The organism is Hyphomicrobiales bacterium (assembly GCA_039989895.1).
GTDB lineage: Bacteria > Pseudomonadota > Alphaproteobacteria > Rhizobiales > JACESI01 > JACESI01.
This window is the reverse complement of record JBDXGY010000002.1, coordinates 265,048-287,453: the sequence shown is the minus strand read 5'-3', so window position 1 is coordinate 287,453 and position 22,406 is coordinate 265,048. Positions and strand designations below refer to the sequence as shown.

Sequence of the window (22,406 nt, the reverse complement as noted above, 5' to 3'; positions counted from 1 at the left end):
ACGGGATGACGCTGTCATCCAATTAGACCGAATGTTCCGCGATACTGTTCAGCAATATTGTGGCTATCGGCAACTACATCTTAGGAGCGTGGGCCATTAAATGGTCAGCTCAACGAGCCGCATTCCTGATTGTGAATGCGACCCGCATGGGACCCTTCGCGATTAATGCGACTGGCTCCAAAATATGCCCGAGAACAAGGGCTGGAAAGACAGTTGAGGGGTTTTATGACTGATAATTTTGCAAGCACTCATGCGCCAATGCCAAGTGCATCCAAAAAGTCAAACCGCGCGCTGAACGCAAACGGTTTGCCCGTTGCGCAAGGTCTCTATAACCCTGAGCGTGAACACGATGCCTGTGGCGTAGGCTTTGTTGCTCATATGAAGGGTGAAAAATCTCATTCCATCATTGAAGATGGCGTTAAAATTCTCGTAAACATGACCCATCGCGGTGCAGTAGGTGCGGACCCTTTAATGGGCGACGGCGCTGGCATGCTCACACAAATTCCGCATCAGTTGTTTTCTGAGACCGTCGATTTTGATCTACCCGCCGCTGGTGATTATGGCGTTGCTTTTCTCTTTTTACCTCAAGACGATGCCTTGCGAGCCAATTGCAAAGAGCTGACAGAAAAAGCGGTCGCCTCTGTCGGCCTCACAATTCTTGGTTGGCGCGTGCCTGAAGTGGATAACAGCTCCCTCAGTCAAGCCGAAAACATTGCCGCAACCGAACCCGTTCACAAACAGCTTTTTGTTGCCCGCCCGGATGGCATGGATGAGGAGACGTTCGAGCGCACGCTTTATCTGGCCCGTAAAGTTCTCTCCAACACTGTATTTGGTCAGACAGATGGTCGGGACAACGGCTTTTATCCCGTTTCATTCTCATCGCGCACGATTGTTTATAAAGGCATGTTCCTAGCTTATCAGCTTGCTGCCTATTTCAAGGATTTAACCGACCCGCGCTACCAATCTGCCCTTGCACTTGTTCACCAACGGTTTTCAACCAACACGTTCCCTTCATGGAAACTGGCACACCCATACCGCGTGGTCGCCCACAACGGTGAAATCAACACCAAACGTGGCAATGTAAATTGGATGGCAGCACGCGAAGCGTCCGTAACATCACCTCTTTATGGCGATGACATCAAAAAGCTCTGGCCTATCTCTTATGAAGGCCAATCTGATACGGCCTGTTTTGACAATGCCTTAGAATTTCTCATGCGTGGCGGCTATTCAATGGCCCATGCCGTGATGATGCTGATCCCTGAAGCTTGGGCCGGCAATCCCCTGATGGATCAAGAGCGCCGCGCGTTTTATGAATACCATGCAGCACTTATGGAGCCATGGGATGGTCCAGCTTCCGTTGCCTTTACCGATGGCCGCCAAATAGGTGCAACCCTCGACCGCAACGGCCTACGCCCTGCCCGCTATATTGTCACCAATGATGATCGCATTATCATGGCATCCGAAGCAGGCACACTGCCTGTAGATGAAGCAAAAATCATCAAAAAATGGCGCCTCCAGCCCGGCAAAATGCTTTTGATCGATCTGGAAGAAGGCCGCATCATCTCTGATAACGAGCTAAAAAAAGACATCGCCACAAAGAAGCCGTATCAAGAATGGCTTGATGAAACACAGATTATATTGGAAGATCTTCCAGACACTGGCGCACGCCCTCGCCGCTCAAGTGTGGCGCAGCTCGACCGACAACAGGCTTTCGGTTATTCGCAAGAAGATTTGAAACTACTCATGACTCCTATGGCCACCACTGGCCAAGAGGCCATCGGCTCCATGGGTACCGATACACCGCTTTCCGCGCTGTCAGACAAATCAAAATCACTGTTCACTTACTTCAAACAAAATTTCGCACAGGTCACCAATCCACCGATCGATCCCATCCGCGAAGAAATTGTGATGAGCCTCGTGTCTTTCATCGGGCCGCGTCCAAATATTTTGAATAAAGCGGATATGGCCACAAAAAAACGTCTCGAAGTGCGCCAGCCTATCCTTACTGATATCGACCTAGAAAAAGTACGTATCATCGGCGATATCGGCGATAATCAATTTCAGACCATCACGCTTGATTGCACCTATAATGCATCCAAAGGCGCTGAAGGCATGGAAGGTGCGTTGAACCTTATCTGTGACAAGGCCGAAGAAGCCGTCAATAAGGGTGACAACATCATCATCCTTTCAGATCGACTGGTCAGCCCTGATCGTATAGCTATCCCATCTCTCCTTTTCACAGCTGCCGTACACCATCACCTCATTCGCAAAGGCCTACGCACATCTGTAGGTCTTGTCATTGAAACCGGTGAAGCGCGCGAGGTACATCATTTCTGCGCATTGGCTGGTTATGGCGCAGAGGCAATCAACCCCTATCTCGCCTTTGAAACACTAGCAGACATGCACGCTCAAGAAGAGTTTCCAGAAGAAGTGGATGAATTCGAGGTTGTTGAACGCTACATCAAGTCCATCGACAAAGGCATTTTGAAAGTCATGTCCAAAATGGGCATTTCTACCTATCAATCCTATTGTGGTGCTCAGATTTTTGACGCTGTTGGTCTTTCATCTGACTTCGTGGAAAAATATTTCTTCGGAACAGCCACCACCATTGAAGGAGTTGGTCTCGCTGAGATTGCCCGTGAAACGGTTATTCGCCACGAAGCTGCTTTCGGCAATGTGGAAATTATGAAAAACGCCCTTGATATTGGCGGAGAATACGCATTTCGCCAGCGAGGTGAAGCTCATGTGTGGACACCGTCTGCGATCACCAATCTGCAGCACGCCGTACGCACAGAAAACTATTCAAAATACGAACAATTCGCCGCTGAGGTGAATGGAGAAAACAAGCAACGCAAAACCATTCGTGGGCTGTTTGACATTAAAATGGCGAAAGACATCGGTCTTGAGCCCGTATCCATTGACGAGGTCGAAACCACAGCTGATATCGTTAAGCGATTTTCAACTGGCGCCATGTCCTTCGGCTCCATTTCGCGTGAAGCCCACACGACACTCGCCAAAGCCATGAACCGCATTGGCGGCAAATCCAACACAGGTGAAGGCGGCGAAGAACGCGACCGCTATGAAGACTTACCAGATGGATCAAAAAACCCAGAACGCTCTGCCATTAAGCAGGTAGCTTCCGGCCGTTTCGGCGTGACCACTGAGTTTCTGGTCAATGCCGATATGATCCAGATTAAAGTGGCACAAGGTGCAAAACCCGGCGAAGGTGGGCAGCTGCCTGGCCATAAGGTTGACGCGCTGATTGCCAAAACCCGTCACTCAACACCTGGTGTCGGTCTGATCTCACCACCACCACACCACGACATCTACTCGATCGAAGATTTGGCACAGCTGATTTTTGATTTGAAAAACGTCAATCCAGACGCCGATATTTCAGTCAAACTCGTCTCTGAGGTCGGTGTTGGAACCGTGGCCGCTGGCGTTGCCAAAGCCCGCGCTGATCACATAACAATTTCAGGGTTCGATGGCGGCACTGGCGCCTCTCCCCTGACATCCCTCAAACATGCAGGTTCAGCATGGGAAATGGGTCTTGCCGAGACACACCAAACACTCGTCTTGAACGGTCTTCGTTCCCGCATTGCCCTTCAGGTCGATGGTGGTTTGCGCACGGGCCGTGATGTTATTATTGGAGCTTTATTAGGCGCGGATGAATTCGGTTTTTCCACCGCACCTCTGATCGCCGCTGGCTGTTTGATGATGCGCAAATGTCATCTCAATACATGCCCTGTTGGCATCGCCACACAAGACCCTGAACTGCGCCGCCGCTTTAAAGGGACGCCTGAACATATCATCAATTACTTCTTCTATGTTGCCGAAGAAGTCCGGCAGCTGATGGCCGAAATGGGCTACCGCACCTTTGATGAAATGATAGGCCAGTCCGATCGTCTCGACAAACGTGACATGGTAGATCACTGGAAAGCAAATGGCCTCAATTTCGAGAAAATTTTCTACAAAGTAGACGCCGAGCCAAACGAAATTTATTGGACACAAAAGCAAGATCATCCAATTCATGACATTCTGGACCGCCGCCTTATTGCCAATGCGCAAACTGCGATTCAAAACCGTGAGCCAATTAGCATCAAAACAACCATAGGCAATGTTGATCGTTCTGCTGGCGCCATGCTATCGGGCGAAGTTGTGAAGCAGCATTTCGTTGAGCCACTCGAAGATGACACAATTAATGTTCAATTGACGGGTACAGCAGGCCAAGCCTTTGGTGCGTTCCTTGCTCAAGGTATTACTTTTGAGTTGATCGGTGATGGCAATGATTATGTGGGCAAAGGACTTTCAGGCGGTAAGATCATTATTCGCCCGTCCGATGACAGCACCATCATCGCAGAAGAATCCATCATTATTGGCAATACCGTGCTTTATGGAGCAACAGCCGGTGAATGTTATTTCAGCGGTGTAGCTGGAGAACGTTTCTCGGTTCGAAACTCTGGCGCATTGGCAGTTGTTGAAGGCTGCGGTGATCACGGGTGTGAATATATGACCGGTGGCGTTGTTGTTGTGATCGGTGATACAGGCCGTAATTTCGCAGCGGGCATGTCTGGCGGTGTAGCTTATGTCTTAGATGAAGACAAAACCTTCGCTCAGCGCTGCAACCTTGCTATGGTTGATTTGGAACCCGTGCCTGAAGAAGATGATATTCTAGAAAAAATTCACCACCACGGCGGTGACATCATGCATAAGGGTCGTGTTGATGTTACGGCAAATATGACAAAGCATGATGATGAACGCCTGCGCCAGTTGATTTCAAATCATCACCGCTATACGGCCTCACAACGCGCAAAAAATATTCTCGATAATTGGGAAGAATTCCGTCCTAAATTCGTGAAAGTAATGCCAGTTGAATACCGCCGTGCACTGCGGGAAATGGAAGATCAAAAGCTAAATGGTGTGGAAGCTGCTGAATAAGCAATCGCACCTTAATACCGCTAATCAAGTTTGGACTACATTATGGGTAAAGTAACAGGGTTTTTAGAAATCGATCGCCGCGAGCTTAAATATGAGCCTGCGTCTGATCGTATTCGCCATTTTCGCGAGTTCACACTTCGCCCATCAGAAAACTCTATAAAAAATCAAGCCGCCCGCTGCATGGATTGCGGTGTGCCTTTCTGTCAAGGTGACGATGGTTGCCCGGTGGAAAACCAGATCCCCGATTGGAACGATCTCGTCTATAACGGCAATTGGCAAGAAGCAGCAGACAATCTGCATTCGACCAATAATTTCCCAGAATTTACAGGCCGTATCTGCCCCGCTCCTTGCGAAATGGCTTGCACATTGAACATAGAAGATGTGCCTGTCTCAATTAAAACCGTTGAGCAAGCCATCGCTGATAAGGCGTGGGAAAATGGCTGGGTTAAACCGCAACCTCCAGAACAAAAGACCGGCAAGTCTGTTGCCATCATAGGAGCCGGACCAGCTGGCATGGCGGCGGCTCAGCAGCTCGCTCGCGCCGGACATGACGCCCACATCTATGAACGCGAGCCGCGCGCAGGCGGCCTACTCACCTATGGCATTCCAGATTTCAAAATGGAAAAACACCATGTGGAGCGCCGCGTACAGCAGATGGAAACAGAAGGCGCTATCTTCCATTTTGGCGTCAATATTGGTGTCGATATCAGCATGGATGAGCTACAGAAAAAACACGATGCAGTACTCTTATGTGCCGGCGCAGAAAACCCGCGCGATCCAGCCATCCCCGGCATGGACTTGACGGGTGTTCATTATGCAATGCCCTTCCTTGTGCAACAAAACCGGCGCGTGGGCAGTGAAGAAAATATTCCTGAAGAATTAATAACTGCAACAGCTAAAAACGTTGTAGTCGTCGGCGGTGGTGATACCGCATCAGATTGTGTTGGCACCTCTTTTCGTCAAGGTGCAACCAACGTCACCCAAATGGATATCCGACCTCTTCCTCCTGAAAAAGAAGACAAGATGACAACTTGGCCTTACTGGCCGACACGTTTTACCACGTCTTCATCACAGGCCGAAGGTGCAAAACGTGAATTTCAGGCAGCGACGCTGGAGTTTGTTTCCAAAGGCAACACTGGAAAACTCACCCACGTCAAATGCGCAAAGGTGGATGAAGCTCGTAACCCAATTGACGGCACTGAATTTTTCATTAAAGCCGATTTAGCTCTTATCGCTATTGGTTTTGCCGGACCCAATGAGAATACTTACTTGAGCAATTTCAATCCTGAAATTTCTGTCGATCGACGCGGTAATAAAGCTATTGCAGCCAATGAACTAAACTATCGCACTTCTGTTGACGGCGTATATGCCGCTGGTGATGTGCGTCGGGGTCAATCTTTGGTGGTCTGGGCAATACGCGAAGGCAGACAAGCAGCACACGCGATAGACCTTGCCTTAATGGGCAAAACAAACCTACCGCGCTAATTTTCTAATCATGTCACTAAAATCATTTGATCAATAATAGATATTGATTATTGCGACAGAGTGGGATCTTCTTGCTTTGGCTCAACCCATGAGAAATCATCAGCACGCCCCTTTGGGGCTACAAGAGACTTGCCACCAACAAAATAATCACGCGCTCTTTCATCTTTATAAAATGCACTCACTCTTCCGTTGCCGCCTGCTAATGTAGCGCCTTGTATCAAAGCTGGACGCGTTAAAATAGCTATCTGCTGTGCATTGCGTTTTGTTGTTCCGGCCTGTAATTGCAATCCTTGATTAAGTTGCGCATCAAGGATGTCATCAATTTCCTTTTGAACGTAATAGGCAATTTTTCTAGAACCACTTTTGGTGAACCCTATCCCCAACCCATCACGTAATTGAACACGATTACCATTAATACTGACCCCGCGATGTCTAAACTTGCCTTCACGGTTCAAAAATCCCCCATGCACATCAACCACGCGGAAATTAAGTGGCTCTACTGCACTACGTTGGATTGCTGAAATAGCCACGGCCATTTCAGTATTCTCATCATCTATAACTGGTGGCGGCAACACCCAAATAATAGGTTTATTTAAAAGCTGCAATTGCGCTGAAACATCCACTAAACGGCGGCGATAAGCTCGCTCCCATTGTGGCGTACCAAATGCCTCTGTCTTTCCCCCGCTAGCAATCGGGCCTCTATCAAAGCTACCAAGAGCGATCACTACAGCTCTCACTCTATCCCCTAAAAAAGTAAAATCTGAAGCATCCAGCCAAGTGTAAAACTTATCTCCTACGATGGAGATATCCTTTTGTATGCGTGGCGAGATAACAACCGAAGGTGTACGCTTATAGCTTTCCACCAAACCTTTAGATATCGATTCAGCTGTTGAATCACCTATTACTACGATACGATTAGCATCATCTATTTTAGGCAATGCAGCGATGGCTTTTCGAGTTTTACCTGGGCTTTTGCGCTTCTTCTTCACGTTCTTTTTTCGACGGGTTTTTGTCTTTGTTTCAGGCACCTGTTGTAAACGCTTCTTTTTCTTCCCAAAAAGGCGCTGAAGAAAGGTGCGCTTTTTCTCTTGGGCATGAGCAATAGACGTTTCCCCCAATATGGGTGCGTGAATATCGCTAATCACAAAAGACGTTGTGAGAATAACCAGACAAAAAAACTGAACCAAACGCTGCAATGTAAAATTCCATATATAGATTTACTAACGCAATTATAACGCAAACATGTCAGAAAGAAATGCCTGTATTAGAGCTACCGTTAAGACTGTAATTCCTCTAACAGCAGCGTGGTGACAAATCCATCCGGTATTTTGCCTATTGCTTTTTGGTAAGCACGTACGGCCGCACGTGATTTTGGACCAAGAATACCGTCAACGCCACCAGTACTAAATCCTTTCTGTGTTAAAAGCCGTTGTACTTCTTTTGTTTGATCGTGGGTCAGCGGTTTTAAATGTCGGGGCCATGTCGCCTGAAAGGGAGTGGCTCCCTCAATGCGATCAGAAAGGTGGCCGATCGCTAAGGCATAAGCATCTGCATTGTTGTATCTTTTTATGACCTCAAAGTTTTTGAAAAGCAGAAAAGCAGGTCCAGAAGCGCCGCCAGGCAAAAACAATCGAGCCATATCTGACATAGAAATATTATTACTTAAATTTAAGGTAATTCCTTTATTTAACCATTCTTCTGTAGATTTCTTTATTTTACCATCCGCCAGATCATAATCAAACTCAGATGGCAGTGTTACTTCTACCCCCCAACCTTTTCCGCGCTGCCAGCCACTAACAGCTAGATAATTAGCTGCCGATGCTAATGCATCATGCGGCAGCCCCCAAACATCACGTTTTCCATCGCCGTCATAATCAATCGCATGAGCAAGGTAGGTCGTAGGAATGAATTGCGTATGCCCCATCGCACCGGCCCAAGAGCCCGTTAACCTGTCGAGCGTTGTGTCACCATTTTGAAGAATTTTAAGCGCCGCAATCAATTGCGTGCGGCCAAATTTTGCCCGCTTCCCCCCTTGATAAGCGAGGGTGGCCAGTGAGCGTATGACACTTTTCACGATTTTGGGGTTATCCAAAATATCCCCATAGGCTGATTCCAGCCCCCATATGGCTACTAATACAGATTGATCTACGCCCCATTTCTCTTCCATCAGAGCCAGATCAGCCGTGAATTCTTCATGCTTTATTTTGCCATTAGCAACACGCGTATCAGAAACAGCACGATCCAAATAATCCCAGATGGCTTTCACGAACTCAGCTTGATTATTTGCAGCCGCTAAAACAGTTGGATCAGGCGTAATCCCTTCAAAGGCACGTTCGAACACCTCTTCCTTGATGCCATTTGCCTTTGCCACAGGCAATAAACTGCGCACCCAACCATCAAAGGCCGGATCAGCTTGAATTGGTTCAGCCTGAGCTGATGTAGCTTGAATTTCCGTAGCCTGAAGTGGAGCGGCAAAAAAGCACATGGCCCCGCACAAAATAAGCTTTATTATGCTCAGATATTTCATCACAAAACCTCTATATGAGACGAATCAACCAAATCATACGCTGAACAATATGGCAAAATATCAGTGGACCGTTAAGCCTCAACACAAAGAACGCCTTCATCCATAGACGGGATCGGCAAAAGCAATCACCAACAAAGTGACACTTTCTTAAGCACAGAATAAAATATCCCAGACAAAATGAGTAAAATATGAGATTTTGTAGTAAGAATCTGAACCAAAGGGATTGATATGTCTTCTAAAATTCGCACTGCTGTTCTTCCCGTTGCTGGCATGGGCACCCGCTTTCTTCCTGCAACCAAAGCCATCCCAAAAGAAATGCTAACTATTGTCGACAAACCAGTCGTCCAATATGTCGTTGAAGAAGCGCTAGAGGCAGGCATAGAGCACATTGTCTTCGTCACGGGACGAAACAAAGGCGCAATAGAAGAACACTTCGATATCCATTATGAGCTTGAAACAACCTTGCGGGAGCGCAATAAAACAGACGCCCTGCGTGAAGTAGCAAGCTCCCAAGCGCCAGCCGGATCAACGAGCTTTACCCGACAGCAAGCACCACTTGGTCTTGGCCATGCGGTATGGTGCGCGCGCCAGATTATTGGTCGCGAGCCTTTCGCGCTGCTCTTGCCTGATATGCTAAAAGCGGCCGAGCCAGGCTGCCTCAAACAAATGATGTCTGCCTATGAAAAACATGGTCAAAATGTCGTGGCCGTAGAAGCCTGCCCGCCTGATGAAGCCTTTAAATACGGTGTTGTCGGCATTGGCGAAGGTGACATGTCAGGTTTTGAAATAACAGAAATGGTTGAAAAACCGCCGAAAGGTGAAGAGCCGTCAAATCTTTTCATTTCAGGTCGATACATATTGCAGCCGGAGATTTTTGATATTCTCGAAGATCAAGAACCCGGTGCAGGCAATGAGATACAATTGACAGATGCCATGGTGACGCTTGCTAAAACACAACGATTTACCGGCATGAAATTCGACGGCGAGGCCTATGACTGTGGTACCAAAGTTGGCTTCCTAGCCGCCAATGTCGCATATGCCTTAAAACGCGCAGATATCGCGCCAGAGTTCAAACATGAACTGACCAGAATATTGGGCTAACGTAACAAGCCGCCGCTATCTCTCCGCTCGTAGCCCTAGAGTGAATGTATTGGATGTAAAGTCTGCACCACCATCAGCTGTAAACTGCTGTGCGTAATTGTAATTCAGTGCAACACCAAAATTGCGACCCAATTGATACTCAAGCCCAAGACCCGCCGTAAAGGTGGTATCTGTATCCCTACTGGCTCCATCAACCTGAAAGAGCAACCCAGACCCAGCTGTTGCCGTGAGGTTATCGCGGATATCTCGAGACGCATTTAAATTAAACGTATATGTTGTATCGCCGGGCGTTGCGATCGACGGGAAAGCATCCAGCGTTGTCGCGCCATTAAACGTCACAGTGGTTAGGCGCTGCGGCGACCAATTCAAGTTAAATTCAGCGACAAAGGCACCAAAATCCTCAATGCCATCACCATCCACAAGTGCTTGAGCAAAACCAAGACCAATGTCGCCTGTTAATTTTTCTCCACGGTCAATTTCCACTCCGACAATGCCGCGCAATTCAGTAACATTACGTCCATTGCCTAAATCATCGACATCTTCATCAAAAATCTCTCGGGATACATCAGCTTCAACAAAAGGCTCAAATGCCCCGCCGCTACGAAGCGTCCCGCGAAGATTCGCGCCAAATAGCACCGAATTCAAGTCTTCTTGGTCATCTGTAACACCAGCCGCATCTACAAATGAACCATTAGAGTTACGCGAAACCCGCACTTGAGAACGGGTATCGATCTGACGCAAAGCATGATCGAGCTGCAAACTTGCGGTTGTCGTTGTTTCCAACGGATCATCAGAGACGCCTGTCAAATCATCCTCTGCAGCCACAAAGTTCAACGTGCCAGTAATTGATGTATCTTCATCCACATCAAATCGACCGGTTGCATTAATAGTGACCTCAAGGTCAGAACTGTCATCACCAGAGGCAAATCTATCCAAACCGGCGTCAACCTGAAGTCCTAGAGCATGACGTGCGAGGTCAGATTCAATATTAAGTTCAGGACGGATACTAACAAAAGCTGAGCTTGAACCTGTTACATCATTTGTGCTGTTTGTTGTATATCCCGTATCCACCTCGAGTGCGGGCCGCAGAATATATTTACCAACCCTGACACCAAGTGGTTCAAAAGGTGCCGTATCGGCAGTCCGGCCACCACCGCCCTGTATCGTTGGTTCACGTGGGGAGCGCTGCTGTTCTGTGACTTCAAAAATTTCAGGAAGGGCACGTACCGAACCAGCTGTTGCCCCTGCTACGGCACCAGCACCCACCCGACCTGCGAGCGGATTATCAGCTGCTTGATTGTTGCCATTTTGACCTGGTGTATTTTGATTATTTCCTGCTTGAGCCCCCGTTTGGGCTTGAGCATTATTTGTGGCATTTTGACCAAATAAAGTGCCAGCGTTTTGATCTGCAACACCACCAAGCGTTCCTCTGTTACTTAAAAGCGCAGGATTTAAACCATTAAGAGGAGGCAAATCACCCGCTGCCTGACCATGTGCAAAATCACCGTGATGTATGGTCGCTATCATCGTCACGCCAAAAAACATTATAGCGCGCAAAGGCATAGCCGCACGCTGCCTATGCAACAGGGCGTAACAACTTGATGCGCCAAACAGGCGAATGTCTTTTAAAGCAGCCATCAACGCTCACGAGTCTAAAATACTAAACAGACAGTAAATACTCATGGTAAACAAAACGTTGTCAGCACCCTTCTAGGCGCGCTAAAAGGTATAATTATTGTTTGAAGGAATATTATATGCCTGAATTAGTCAAAATGGCTTCATCAGTTACGGCAAAAGATCCAATGCCAGCTAGCTATTTACGTCAACTCAATGCTTCCGCGCGGCGCACATTGATGAGTGAGCAGGCAGGCATATCTCTTCTTGCTGAAGCTTTTGAAGGTGAACTTGGTATAGAATTCCCTAAAGCCATGCAACTAATGCATCAAGCAACCGGCCGCATTATTGTAACGGGTGTTGGCAAAAGTGGACACATCGGCTCTAAAATTGCAGCAACACTTGCCTCAACCGGATCACCCTCTTTTTTCCTCCATGCGGCAGAAGCCGGCCATGGTGACCTAGGTATGATCATAAAGGGTGATGTCATCATCGCTCTGTCTTGGTCAGGGGAATCATCAGAGCTTCATTCAATTATTGATTATTCCAGCCGATTTGGCATCCCGATGATTGCTATCACTTCAAAATCACATAGCTCACTGGGCCTACATGCGAATGCCTGCCTGACACTCCCAGCGGCCGTCGAAGCCTGCCCCAATAATTTAGCCCCAACGACCTCAACAATCATGCAACTAGCGATAGGCGATGCCTTGGCAGTCGCGCTTTTGGAAGCACGCTCCTTTTCCGCCAATGATTTTGGTATATTCCATCCTGGTGGGCAACTAGGCGCCAAGCTCAAGACCGTAGGCGACATTATGCATCAAGGTGACGCTCTTCCGCTCACCGATGAAAAAACGATGATGAGCGATGCTATAATCATTATGAGCGAGAAAGGATTTGGCTGTCTCGGCATTTGCGATAAAGAAGGGTGCCTCATAGGCGTCATCACAGATGGCGACTTGCGACGACATATGAAGCATGACTTGCTTGAAAAAAAGGTTAGCGATGTGATGACAACAAATCCCATCATCATCGACCCCAGCAGACTAGCAAGTGGTGCACTTGATTTAATGAATTCATCAGGTTCTGGCGGCATCAATGCTATATTTGTGGTCGACAATAATAAGCCACTCGGCCTTTTACATATCCACGATCTGCTGCGCCTAGGTGTTGCTTAAGCCTGAGAGGATTAAGTTTGAATGGCAATGAAGAATTTCCCGCTTCTTGATGCCTTTTAGCATCTGGCATTCTCAATTTATTAACTTTGTTCTTTAGCGATATATTATTCATCGAACCGTATTCTGTCTCTCAATGGGAAAAGGCTTTTTGATAAGTCAGACGAATATTTAGACACGGTTTTGGCGGTGGGATTATGGATTTAGCAACTCTAATAGGAATTGTAGCGGGTTTTGGCATTATTGTTGCTGCGATCTTCGTTGGCGGTGAATTATCGACATTTGTTGATGTTCCCTCAGTTCTTATTGTGGTTGGCGGCGGCTTAGCCGCAACGCTGATCCGCTTCCCTCTTTCAGGTATCTTAGGCGCTTTCGCCCTTGGTGGGAAAATAGCCTTCACTCACAAAAAATCCTCACCAGCTGGCATCATCGAACAATTGACCGAAATGTCAGAAATCATTCGTAAAGATGGTCCACTTGGCCTTGAAAATTATGAGATTGCGGAAGAAACAATGGCCAAAGGTGTGCAATTTATAACCGATGGATATGAGGCCGACTTCATTAAAGAAAATATGGAACGCGAAGCTGACCTTGGTCTACAGCGACTTGAAGAAGGAAAGCGTGTCTTCACAGCACTTGGCGATGCTGCACCCGCATTCGGCATGATCGGTACACTCGTTGGCCTGGTTCAGATGTTGGCGACAATGGATGACCCAGCCACAATTGGTCCTTCAATGGCGATCGCGCTTTTGACAACCATGTATGGTGCGGTGCTCTCAAATCTGATTTGCTTGCCTATGGCAGACAAAATGGGATCGAAATTTAAAGTGGATGAGCAAAAGTCCGCGCTTATAATCGATGGCGTTCTTCAACTGCGGGCTAACAAAAGCCCAGCCGTCATAAAAGAAATGCTCGTCGCTTATCTTCCAGAGAAACAACGCGCACAATTCGCAGAAGAAGCACTAGCTTAATTGCTAGAGCGGCGACGCGAAAGGAGCCTTTGATATGGCAGAAAAATGCAAATGCCCAGAACCAGTAGCAGGTGCGCCGGCCTGGATGGTGACTTTCGCTGACTTGATGTCATTGCTGGTATGCTTTTTTGTTTTGATCGTTTCATTTTCCATTCAAGACAAAGAAAAACTTCAGGTAGTTGCAGGCTCATTGCAAGAGGCTTTTGGTGTTGTCGAAGAACAGCGCAAAAATGGCGTGATCGAAGTGGAAGGCAAACCAACGCGCGACTGGCTTAAACAGATTGCCCTTATAGATAATGAACAAGATGCCGATTTTGATCCCATCCGTCAGGATGATTCTCGAAAGCAAGGTCCCGAGGCCAACACACACACATTTGAGCGCGCAGAAATCTCTCGACCAAAACAGTTTGCAACAGCCGCCGCCTCTCTGCGTCAAGCATGGCAAGAGCTTCCAGAAATTGCCGAACTTTCCAAAAGCATCATCATTGAAGAAACACCAGAAGGATTGAATATTTCTTTTGTCGATCAAGATGGTCGTTCAATGTTTCCCGAAGGCTCAAAACGTCCATATGAAACAACCCGCAAACTGCTGGAAGCTGCCGCGCCAATATTGCGCCAGATGCCAAATCGCCTCAGCATTACAGGCCATACAACCGCAGGTGCCATAACTGCCAATCCGAACTATACAGGTTGGGAACTATCCGCTGATCGCGCAAATGGCATTAGGGCAATCTTGACCGGCGCAGGTCTTGGCAGTGACCGTATTTTTGCAGTTGTTGGCAAAGGGTCAACAGAACCTTTATTCCCGAATGATCCGTTTTTGGCATCTAACCGCCGGATTGAGATATTGCTGATGCACGAAGCACCCCCAACACCAGCTGGCCATAAACTGTGATACGTCAACGATAACGCATCAAACAGCTTCCACGATAAGCATTGTTCCTTCGGACTCAATCACCTTGACGCTAGTACCAGCGGACAATCCATCAGGTCCGCGCACAAGCCAGAATGTGTCACCAGCTTTGATTCGTCCTTGCCCGTTTTCCAGATCATCTTGCAGCATATAAGTTCGTCCAATATGTTGTTTTCCACGCTGATTAAGGGTCGCGCTTTCATCTGTCTTACCAAAGCGATTATTAATCCGCCGACCAAGCACCGCAAAAAGCAAAGCCAGTATAGCAAAGCCGATGATTTGGGCCTGCCATGTCAATGGAACAAGAAGTGCTGCAGTACCAAGAACGAGTGCTGCAAGACCCACCCATAAGAAAAACACGCCCGGTGCTATAATCTCAAGAATGAGAAGCGAAAAACCTAAGATCCACCAACTCCAAGGCCCAAGCTCAGTAATAATTTTCAAAAGCATAGAATCACCCTTTTAAGATTATCGTGTCGTGGGTACCGAAGGCCGTTTTGAGTTTTTTTGTGATGGATTATCATCACTAAACGCAGCTTTAGCAATTTCACTGATACCCGAAATAGATCCAAGCAACGATGTGGCTTCAACCGGCAACATCAACACCTTTTGGTTTGGCGCACCGGCCAACGCTTCAAGGGCACCAACATATTTGTTTGCGACAAAGTAATTAATTGCCTGAACATCGCCTTTAGCAATCGCAGCAGATACAGATTCGGTTGCTTTTGCTTCGGCTTCGGCTTCCCTTTCACGTGCTTCAGAGTCTCGGAAAGCGGCTTCTTTGCGACCTTCTGCCGCAAGAATAAGACTGGCTTTCTCACCTTCGGCTTTCAAAATTTCAGATTGACGCAATCCTTCTGCTTCAAGAATAGAGGCCCGCTTTTCGCGCTCTGCCTTCATCTGGCGTCCCATTGCTTCAACCAGGTCACGTGGTGGATTAATATCCTTGATCTCGATACGGGTAATCTTCACGCCCCACGGTTGTGCCGCCCGATCGACAACGGTCAACAAACGCGCATTAATTTCATCACGATTAGACAACAATGAATCGAGGTCCATAGATCCCATTACTGTTCTCAGGTTTGTCATGGTGAGGTTTAAAATAGCATATTGCAGATTGGTGACTTCATAGGCCGCAGCTGCGGCATCGATCACTTGATAAAACGTCACACCATCCGCCGTCACTGTCGCATTATCACGCGTGATAGCTTCCTGGCTTGGCACATCAAGTACCTGCTCCATCATATTGAGTTTCGCACCAATTTTATCGACAAACGGAACGATAAGATTCAAACCAGGTCTAAGAGTGTTCGTATAACGACCAAACCGTTCAACAGTATAATTCATGCCTTGTGGAATAACCTTCACTGCGGAAAGAACAACAACCAACAGCAAAACAACAAAAATAATGGCAGCTATATCAAATGCGCCTAGAAATAAATTCATTTTAAACCCCTTATAGTATTCATAATGCGAGTTGGGATTGTGCACACATAACACAAGGCGATAAACAATAATCCCCTACTCGAGCCATCTTAGACCCAGCCCGCCAGCTCGCGCTTTGCAAGCATTTCGATCACATCCATACCATGCTCGCTGTCATTCAAACATGCAATCGCGGCGAAGTGTTCACCACCGTTTTCTTCAAAAATCTCTCCCGCTTCCCCAGCAATCTCTTCCAGTGTTTCCACACAATCAGCAGAAAACCCAGGCGTTACAACGGCGAGACGCTTCACGCCATCTTTTGCAAGTTGTTCAACCGTTTTATCCGTATAAGGCTGCAACCATTCTTCTGGCCCAAAGCGTGACTGGAATGTTATTTTGAGCTTATCGCCATTCTCCCCCCACCCGAGATATTCTCGCATCAGCCGTGCGGTTTTATGACACTGACAATGATAAGGATCACCCTTGGCAAGATAGCTTTGCGGCACCCCATGGAAGGAAGCGAGCACCAATTCTGGCTCAAAATCAAGCTTTGCGATTTCCGCTTTCATGCTTTCGCATAACGCCTTGATATAGGCGGGGTGATCCGCATAAGGAGCAGCAGTGCGCACGGCTGGTTGCCAGCGTTGCTTCATCAAATATTCAAAAACCTTATCATTCACCGTTGCTGTCGTTGCAGCTGCATATTGAGGATAAAGCGGCAGGATGACGATGCGCTCGCAGCCTTGTTCTTTCAAATGGTCAAGCCTGGAATGGATAGAAGGATTGCCATAACGCATCGCCCAATCAAAGACGAGATCTGGATAATCGGATTGCATCCGTTCCAAAAGTTTCTCGTTTTGACTGCGCGTTATTGTGCGTAATGGTGATTCGTCCAGCTCTTTATTCCAGATCAAATCATAAGCCGCTCCCGATTTTTTGGGACGCGTTGTCAGCACAATACCATTCAAGATCACCCACCATAAAAGGCGCGGCGTCTCAATAACTCGGCGATCTGACAGAAATTCTTTCAAATATCGGCGCATCGACCAATAATCGGTTGCATCCGGCGTCCCTAAATTAACAAGCAAAACCCCGGTTTTGCCGAAAAGCACTTTTGGGTGATCTTGCGGTAAATTGTCAGGTGAAAATTGAGTTACAATAGCAGGGCGTTTCATGGCATCACATTCAGCTTAAAATAGAAATTATCCCTTCTATTTAGAGCTTTTATAAGCTGACACCAGCCCTATCCGTAAAAAGACGCAGAAAGCAAGGTTATACCAAGTAAGAACACAAAGCTTGCACCTAACAACTCGATGCTCTTGAAAATCCATCGGGCGCTGCCAGTACCATCCAAATAGGCGGTTGCCAGCCCCTTAGCGCCAATCGCAATTGTCGCAAGCGTACTCACTGTGATTGCAGTTCCAAGCGCCATGGCAAATGTTGAAACAACACCCACTAAAAATAATCCTTGGGCCGCAGAAAAAACCAACACTATCAGCGCACCAGAACAAGGCCTCAAACCCACAGATAAAATAGCAGCCCAAGCGGAACGAAGCGTGAGAGGTTGAGTCAAATTTGATGGATCAGGAGCATGGCCACTGCATCCACAATCGGCTTCATGGCTATGGCTATGCTTGTGGCTGTGACTGTGACTGTGACTGTGACTGTGATCGTGGTGGTGACTATGTGTATGGGACTGTTCATGAGCGCATCCTACTTCATGCACCAATACCGGCGCACGCTTCAAATAAGGTCGCACGCCTTTTTGCCATAAAAGAAAAAGTCCAAGCGCTGCAATCAATGCATAGCTTGCCCGTTCAAACCACTGTGTCGCTTCTGTAACAGCAAAACTAGTAAGATTAAAAAAGAACACCGCCGAGCCAATAAGGGCGACAGCAACACTCCCTTGCAGAAAAGCCGACAAAAACGAAATAGTCATTCCACGTCGCACCGTTTGCTCATTCGCCAGCACATAAGAGGAGATCACCACCTTACCGTGGCCCGGGCCTGCGGCATGAAAAATACCATAAAGAAAGCTCAACCCAATCAGCCCCCATACAGCACTACCATCGTCTTTCGCTTGCTTCACAATACCAGTGAGCTTTTTGTAAAACACCGCTTGCTGCTGATAAATCCAGCTTAATTTATCACGCAAAAAATCTCCCCCAACCGGCGCTGGCGCTTGAGGTGCTGAAACACCAAAAGGAGAATTTTGCTGGGCCTCTAGGACTCCATCACCAATATTCAAAAAAAAGAACATCAAGAAAATGAGAAGTAAAATCCGTGAAATCATCATTATATAACCTTAAGAAGAAGGGCAGGTAATGCGAATGGTGTTCGACAAATCACCCACCTCGGGCGCTAATTCTTCTGGTACTGTTTCAGTTGCAGGAATTTCAGATAAAAGCTGACTTTGAATAATATCCAGTTCTTTGCGGCGCTCCAGACTTGCAGTACAGGCCGTTTCACCTCCACCAAGGCTAGCAGTACTAACAGCATTCTTCTCGACAAAAGCCACATCAACAAAAAAGGTCGCATCAAAAACTTCCACCGTTAATTCCTGAAACCCTTTAACAGGGTCAGGCGCAACGGGTTTTTCCATATTCAATGTATAGCGCAAAGTTAAAAGGCCGTCGTTATATTCCAGCCATTGATCGGTTGGCGCTTCATAGGGCGGATCTTTTTCACCTATTTGAACAAATGTGAAATACTCAAAATCTTTGAGTGAATCGACATTAATCGATGCGAGTTCGGCGAGCTCTTCACGCGAAAACTTCCCGTCACCATTTTCATCTAGCCCTTGAGTTGCAAAGGCTGAAAAGCCTTCATCAAATTCCCAAGTATGACGCACAGCAACAAAATTATTGTCGTCATCAAAAATAAGATCAGCCTTTGCCTGAAGCCATACATGTGGGTGCGCAAAAGCCAGTGAAACGCCACTTAATAGAAAACCAAGCCAGAGTATAAATCGTATCATATGGTAATCGCTTCAATCAGCTAGCTTTGTAGGTCACAACCTAGTAAAATTATGAATCATGAATATACGCCTAATTCTGGCAAAACCAAGACCTGAATAAGAGCTAGCATTGGTCCTCCCCATCCATCGTTATCGCTTAAAAGTGGCGAGAAGCTGTAATCCGGTATCTACTAGTTGTCGATCACTCCCACGCGGCCCGATAATACTGAGACCCAAGGGCGCCCCATTCATCGTCGCCATTGGCAGCGTGAGCTGCGGCAAACCAGTCAACCCCGATGTACAAAGCAGCATCAAAGCACGGTTACGAAATGCATCCAATGTTGGATAATCATCTCCCTTTTGGGGCGCAATACTTGGAACCGTAGGCAGCACAAGCAAACCATCATCTGAAATCAATTCTTCCACATGGCGTGTTATTTGTGCACGAAGCAACAGCGCATCGGCGTTTTCCTCATCGCTCACACCACGCCCATAATCAAAGCGCTCTTTAACGCCCTGCCCAAGCTTTGGCTGGCGCGATTCAATCCATGCGCCATGCGCCTGCCATGCCTCATAAGCCTGTGCACGACGAAAAGCCCAATACCAGCTTTCTATATCTTCGTTTGCAAGCGACACGTCTTCATCACTCGCAAAATCTGTCACGTGATTAATCGCTCCATCAAGCGCGCGTGCCTCATCAATACCCATCAGGAGAGCCAAGCAGTCTTCGGCAACCAAAATCCGTTTTGGTTGATAGGTAATGTCATCGCCGCCCAAAATAACATCAGACACTTTTGCGTAGATTTCACTCGTACGGGCAAACCATCCAAAGGTGTCAAAACTTTCCGAAAGCGGCATTGTATGATCGAGCGCAATACGACCATGCGTAGTGCGCAAGCCAATAAGCCCGCAATAACTGGCAGGCAACCGCACTGAACCACCAGTATCTGAGCCAGTCGCAATATCCACCAACCCATGCGACACCGCAGCGACAGACCCGCTGGACGAACCGCCAGTCAGGCGATCAGCAGCCGCCCCATTGATAGGTTGTGGATAGTGTATGTTGTCTCCATTGAGACTAAAGGCCAGTTCTTCCGTAGTCGTCTTGCCAATAAATCGCGCTCCCGCATCAAGTAACTTTTGCACGCCTGAGGCTGTCGTGGTTGCAATCTCAGCCTCAGCCAATTTCTCAGGAGAACCGCAACCAGTTTTATAACCGGCAACATCATAAATATCTTTCACCCCAAGCGTCAGCCCTGAAAGGAGAGCGTCAGCCGCATGAGGTACATCAACAAACGAATGCTTCATAAAAGCATTTGCATTATCACTCACAATTATTTCCTATCTAGCGCCCAAAGCCGCGCCAAGTCAAAGCCATGTACATCATGGCATAAATCAACAAAAGCCTTTGACTGAAAAGCTGCAAGTATCTTGCCTTTTTCAGCCGTGGCTAGGCTTGCATTTCCCGTCACGCCATGCGGATTTAAATCTTGTGCTTTCCAGCCAAAAGAAACCGGCCCATGCGCACGCAACACTTTAAAATCATCCATAAAATCGAGCTGCGTTGAGCGAAAATCCTGCGCCTTTTCCATCGCAACTAAATCTGGGTCAAAATGCAGCATCAAAGATGTTTCAACATCCCCGCCATGAATGCCATATGAGAGTTCTTGTTGAGAGAACAAATCATCCGGCATACCAAACCGCATCCAGCTTGTTGCCACCACCAACATATCAAAGCGCACCCGCAATTCTTGCGCGACAATATCAATCAAGGCTGCATTGCCGCCGTGCGAATTGATAATAATCAGCTTTCGCAGGCCTGCTCGATGTACGCTCTCGCCAATTTCAATCCATGACTGAATGATGGTGTGCCAACCGTATGTCAGCGTGCCAGGTGATGAAATATGTTCATTCGATTTCCCCACAGCTTGTATGGGAAGACACGTCACTGGAATATCGGCGGGCATCACATCGAATGCCGCTTGTAACAGACCTTCCCCAATCACACGATCTGTCGAAATCGGCAGATGCGGTCCGTGTTGCTCAATTGCAGCAACAGGCAAAACGGCAATCCACGACGTCGTGTCGGCTGATGAAAAATCCACCGTTGTCATATCCTGCCAATAAGCTTTAGGGCGCTTCATGCCTCTCACCTTCATTTATCATCAATGCGCGGGGATAAATTTTAATTTGTTAAACGCATCTCACATCAGGCCACATTATGGGTAAATCTTGAAAAATGACAGCAGCCTTTAATGACATTTTCTAACCCTACAATAGCATTCTCTCAAACCCTACTGAAACGGGGCGACCGTGGTGTGGCTGTTGAACATTTGCAGACAAAGTTAAACCGCGAAGACCTGTGCATCGTGACCGATGGCAACTTTGGGCCAGCAACTGAACTTGCCGTTAAAATATATCAAACGGGCCAGCGACTGCACAGTGACGGTATGGTTGGCGTAAAAACATGGACTCAATTCCAAGATAGCGGTTAATCACGCAGCGCAGGCAGACCAATACCAACGGCCTGAAACCCCCCATCTGCTGCCAATATTTGTCCACTTATATAGCTAGCTTCATCGGAACATAAGAACACAATAGCTTGAGCAATTTCCACCTCATTACCATAACGGTTGAGGGGGATTGCATCGTGATAAGCCGCCCGTATCTGCGGCGTGTGAACGCCAAGCGCAAGCTTGGTATTCACTGGCCCTGGCGCTACAGCATTGACGCGAATACCAAATTCACCCAACTCCGCGGCTTGCTGTAATGTAAGCTGAATAATTGCAGCTTTTGACGTGCCATAAGCAACGCGTAACGTACTCGCTCGAAGACCAGAAATAGAAGAAATATTGACGATAGCAGAACCACCAGAAACAACCTTTGATGCCGATCCTTTGGCTAGCAATTCTGTGAAAGCTTGAACCATCAAAAAAGGCCCATCCAAATTCGTCGCCATAACGCGCCGCCAGCGATCATATGTGGTCTCGCGAATAGGGCCAAAATCAGCAACACCCGCATTATTGACCAGCGTATGAATCTCGCCAAATTCTGTTTCAATCCGCTGCGCGAGAGCCACCACCTGATCTGGGTCAGAAATATCAGCTTTCACAGGCACAACATCAGGAAAACCTTCTGCCGCCACAGCCAGTTCGTCACCATCGATATCAACCATGATCACCCGCCAGCCCTTGCCAAGCATCAACTGTGTGGTGGCAAGTCCAATGCCGCGAGCAGCACCAGTAATAAGGGCAGTTTTCATTTGCATTCTCCGATTATCCCAAACTCTTAGGGTCAGGGC

Annotated in this window: 18 protein-coding genes; 7 read left to right on the top strand and 11 right to left on the bottom strand. The window is 47.5% G+C overall.

Going from position 1 to position 22,406, the window contains the following annotated elements:
• Nucleotides 1–258 precede the first annotated feature (258 nt).
• Together gltB and ABJ081_02120 are read left to right on the top strand one after the other, a co-directional pair.
• A complete protein-coding gene (gene gltB, locus ABJ081_02125; GenBank protein ID MEP6355463.1) occupies nt 259–4,938 on the top strand; it encodes a glutamate synthase large subunit in 4,680 nt (1,559 codons plus the stop codon).
• 42 nt (nt 4,939–4,980) lie between these two features.
• Nucleotides 4,981–6,423 carry a glutamate synthase subunit beta gene (locus ABJ081_02120; protein ID MEP6355462.1) on the top strand — a complete coding sequence of 481 codons (1,443 nt, stop codon included), beginning with the start codon at nt 4,981–4,983 and terminating at the stop codon, nt 6,421–6,423.
• 47 nt (nt 6,424–6,470) lie between these two features.
• Here ABJ081_02120 and ABJ081_02115 read toward each other — a convergent pair whose 3' ends face one another.
• Both ABJ081_02115 and ABJ081_02110 read right to left on the bottom strand, forming a co-directional pair.
• Entirely contained in the window at nt 6,471–7,619 is a 1,149-nt protein-coding gene (locus ABJ081_02115; protein ID MEP6355461.1) for a hypothetical protein, read from the bottom strand.
• 80 nt (nt 7,620–7,699) lie between these two features.
• Nucleotides 7,700–8,950 carry a lytic murein transglycosylase gene (locus tag ABJ081_02110; protein ID MEP6355460.1) on the bottom strand — a complete coding sequence of 417 codons (1,251 nt, stop codon included), beginning with the start codon at nt 8,948–8,950 and terminating at the stop codon, nt 7,700–7,702.
• 228 nt (nt 8,951–9,178) lie between these two features.
• Between ABJ081_02110 and galU the strand changes: the two genes are divergently transcribed.
• Nucleotides 9,179–10,051, top strand: coding sequence for a UTP--glucose-1-phosphate uridylyltransferase GalU (gene galU / locus ABJ081_02105; protein MEP6355459.1), 873 nt, complete (start codon nt 9,179–9,181; stop codon nt 10,049–10,051).
• Between the two features lie 15 nt (nt 10,052–10,066).
• On the opposite strand, the gene ABJ081_02100 is transcribed toward galU, so the two are convergent.
• Entirely contained in the window at nt 10,067–11,689 is a 1,623-nt protein-coding gene (locus ABJ081_02100; protein MEP6355458.1) for an outer membrane beta-barrel protein, read from the bottom strand.
• A 116-nt stretch (nt 11,690–11,805) separates the two neighbouring features.
• Between ABJ081_02100 and ABJ081_02095 the strand changes: the two genes are divergently transcribed.
• The 3 genes from ABJ081_02095 to ABJ081_02085 all read left to right on the top strand — a co-directional run bounded on the left by ABJ081_02095 (nt 11,806) and on the right by ABJ081_02085 (nt 14,706).
• On the top strand, nt 11,806–12,843 hold the full coding sequence (locus ABJ081_02095; GenBank protein ID MEP6355457.1) for a KpsF/GutQ family sugar-phosphate isomerase: 1,038 nt from the start codon (nt 11,806–11,808) through the stop codon (nt 12,841–12,843).
• Nucleotides 12,844–13,037: 194 nt separating this feature from the next.
• Entirely contained in the window at nt 13,038–13,811 is a 774-nt protein-coding gene (locus tag ABJ081_02090; GenBank protein MEP6355456.1) for a MotA/TolQ/ExbB proton channel family protein, read from the top strand.
• Nucleotides 13,812–13,845: 34 nt separating this feature from the next.
• Nucleotides 13,846–14,706, top strand: a complete 861-nt coding sequence (locus ABJ081_02085) for a flagellar motor protein MotB (GenBank protein MEP6355455.1) — start codon at nt 13,846–13,848, stop codon at nt 14,704–14,706.
• A gap of 18 nt (nt 14,707–14,724) precedes the next feature.
• Here the strand turns inward: ABJ081_02085 and ABJ081_02080 are convergent, their stop codons facing one another.
• The 7 genes from ABJ081_02080 to ABJ081_02050 form a co-directional block, all read right to left on the bottom strand.
• Nucleotides 14,725–15,174, bottom strand: coding sequence for an NfeD family protein (locus ABJ081_02080; GenBank protein ID MEP6355454.1), 450 nt, complete (start codon nt 15,172–15,174; stop codon nt 14,725–14,727).
• 18 nt (nt 15,175–15,192) lie between these two features.
• Complete coding sequence (locus ABJ081_02075; protein ID MEP6355453.1) at nt 15,193–16,170, bottom strand: SPFH domain-containing protein; 978 nt, start codon at nt 16,168–16,170, stop codon at nt 15,193–15,195.
• A gap of 89 nt (nt 16,171–16,259) precedes the next feature.
• Nucleotides 16,260–17,324 carry a ferrochelatase gene (gene hemH, locus ABJ081_02070; protein MEP6355452.1) on the bottom strand — a complete coding sequence of 355 codons (1,065 nt, stop codon included), beginning with the start codon at nt 17,322–17,324 and terminating at the stop codon, nt 16,260–16,262.
• Nucleotides 17,325–17,392: 68 nt separating this feature from the next.
• Nucleotides 17,393–18,445 (bottom strand): nickel/cobalt transporter, encoded by a 1,053-nt coding sequence (locus tag ABJ081_02065; GenBank protein MEP6355451.1) that lies wholly within the window; start codon nt 18,443–18,445, stop codon nt 17,393–17,395.
• 9 nt (nt 18,446–18,454) lie between these two features.
• Nucleotides 18,455–19,126 (bottom strand): DUF1007 family protein, encoded by a 672-nt coding sequence (locus ABJ081_02060; GenBank protein ID MEP6355450.1) that lies wholly within the window; start codon nt 19,124–19,126, stop codon nt 18,455–18,457.
• Between the two features lie 129 nt (nt 19,127–19,255).
• Nucleotides 19,256–20,437, bottom strand: coding sequence for an amidase (locus ABJ081_02055; protein MEP6355449.1), 1,182 nt, complete (start codon nt 20,435–20,437; stop codon nt 19,256–19,258).
• A gap of 2 nt (nt 20,438–20,439) precedes the next feature.
• A complete protein-coding gene (locus ABJ081_02050; protein MEP6355448.1) occupies nt 20,440–21,249 on the bottom strand; it encodes a creatininase family protein in 810 nt (269 codons plus the stop codon).
• Nucleotides 21,250–21,360: 111 nt separating this feature from the next.
• On the opposite strand from ABJ081_02050, the gene ABJ081_02045 reads away from it, so the two are divergent.
• On the top strand, nt 21,361–21,600 hold the full coding sequence (locus tag ABJ081_02045; GenBank protein ID MEP6355447.1) for a peptidoglycan-binding domain-containing protein: 240 nt from the start codon (nt 21,361–21,363) through the stop codon (nt 21,598–21,600).
• On the opposite strand, the gene ABJ081_02040 is transcribed toward ABJ081_02045, so the two are convergent.
• Complete coding sequence (locus tag ABJ081_02040; GenBank protein MEP6355446.1) at nt 21,597–22,373, bottom strand: SDR family oxidoreductase; 777 nt, start codon at nt 22,371–22,373, stop codon at nt 21,597–21,599. The genes ABJ081_02045 and ABJ081_02040 overlap by 4 nt on opposite strands.
• Nucleotides 22,374–22,406: the final 33 nt, after the last annotated feature.

What these genes read in the sequence shown, in the direction of transcription:
- gltB (MEP6355463.1), top strand. Translation starts at nt 259, where the DNA reads ATGCCAAGTGCATCCAAAAAGTCAAACCGCGCGCTGAACGCAAACGGT.
- ABJ081_02120 (MEP6355462.1), top strand. Translation starts at nt 4,981, where the DNA reads ATGGGTAAAGTAACAGGGTTTTTAGAAATCGATCGCCGCGAGCTTAAA.
- ABJ081_02110 (MEP6355460.1), bottom strand. Translation starts at nt 8,950, where the DNA reads ATGAAATATCTGAGCATAATAAAGCTTATTTTGTGCGGGGCCATGTGC.
- galU (MEP6355459.1), top strand. Translation starts at nt 9,179, where the DNA reads ATGTCTTCTAAAATTCGCACTGCTGTTCTTCCCGTTGCTGGCATGGGC.
- ABJ081_02100 (MEP6355458.1), bottom strand. Translation starts at nt 11,689, where the DNA reads ATGGCTGCTTTAAAAGACATTCGCCTGTTTGGCGCATCAAGTTGTTAC.
- ABJ081_02095 (MEP6355457.1), top strand. Translation starts at nt 11,806, where the DNA reads ATGCCTGAATTAGTCAAAATGGCTTCATCAGTTACGGCAAAAGATCCA.
- ABJ081_02090 (MEP6355456.1), top strand. Translation starts at nt 13,038, where the DNA reads ATGGATTTAGCAACTCTAATAGGAATTGTAGCGGGTTTTGGCATTATT.
- ABJ081_02085 (MEP6355455.1), top strand. Translation starts at nt 13,846, where the DNA reads ATGGCAGAAAAATGCAAATGCCCAGAACCAGTAGCAGGTGCGCCGGCC.
- ABJ081_02080 (MEP6355454.1), bottom strand. Translation starts at nt 15,174, where the DNA reads ATGCTTTTGAAAATTATTACTGAGCTTGGGCCTTGGAGTTGGTGGATC.
- ABJ081_02075 (MEP6355453.1), bottom strand. Translation starts at nt 16,170, where the DNA reads ATGAATTTATTTCTAGGCGCATTTGATATAGCTGCCATTATTTTTGTT.
- hemH (MEP6355452.1), bottom strand. Translation starts at nt 17,324, where the DNA reads ATGAAACGCCCTGCTATTGTAACTCAATTTTCACCTGACAATTTACCG.
- ABJ081_02065 (MEP6355451.1), bottom strand. Translation starts at nt 18,445, where the DNA reads ATGATGATTTCACGGATTTTACTTCTCATTTTCTTGATGTTCTTTTTT.
- ABJ081_02060 (MEP6355450.1), bottom strand. Translation starts at nt 19,126, where the DNA reads ATGATACGATTTATACTCTGGCTTGGTTTTCTATTAAGTGGCGTTTCA.
- ABJ081_02050 (MEP6355448.1), bottom strand. Translation starts at nt 21,249, where the DNA reads ATGAAGCGCCCTAAAGCTTATTGGCAGGATATGACAACGGTGGATTTT.
- ABJ081_02045 (MEP6355447.1), top strand. Translation starts at nt 21,361, where the DNA reads ATGACATTTTCTAACCCTACAATAGCATTCTCTCAAACCCTACTGAAA.
- ABJ081_02040 (MEP6355446.1), bottom strand. Translation starts at nt 22,373, where the DNA reads ATGCAAATGAAAACTGCCCTTATTACTGGTGCTGCTCGCGGCATTGGA.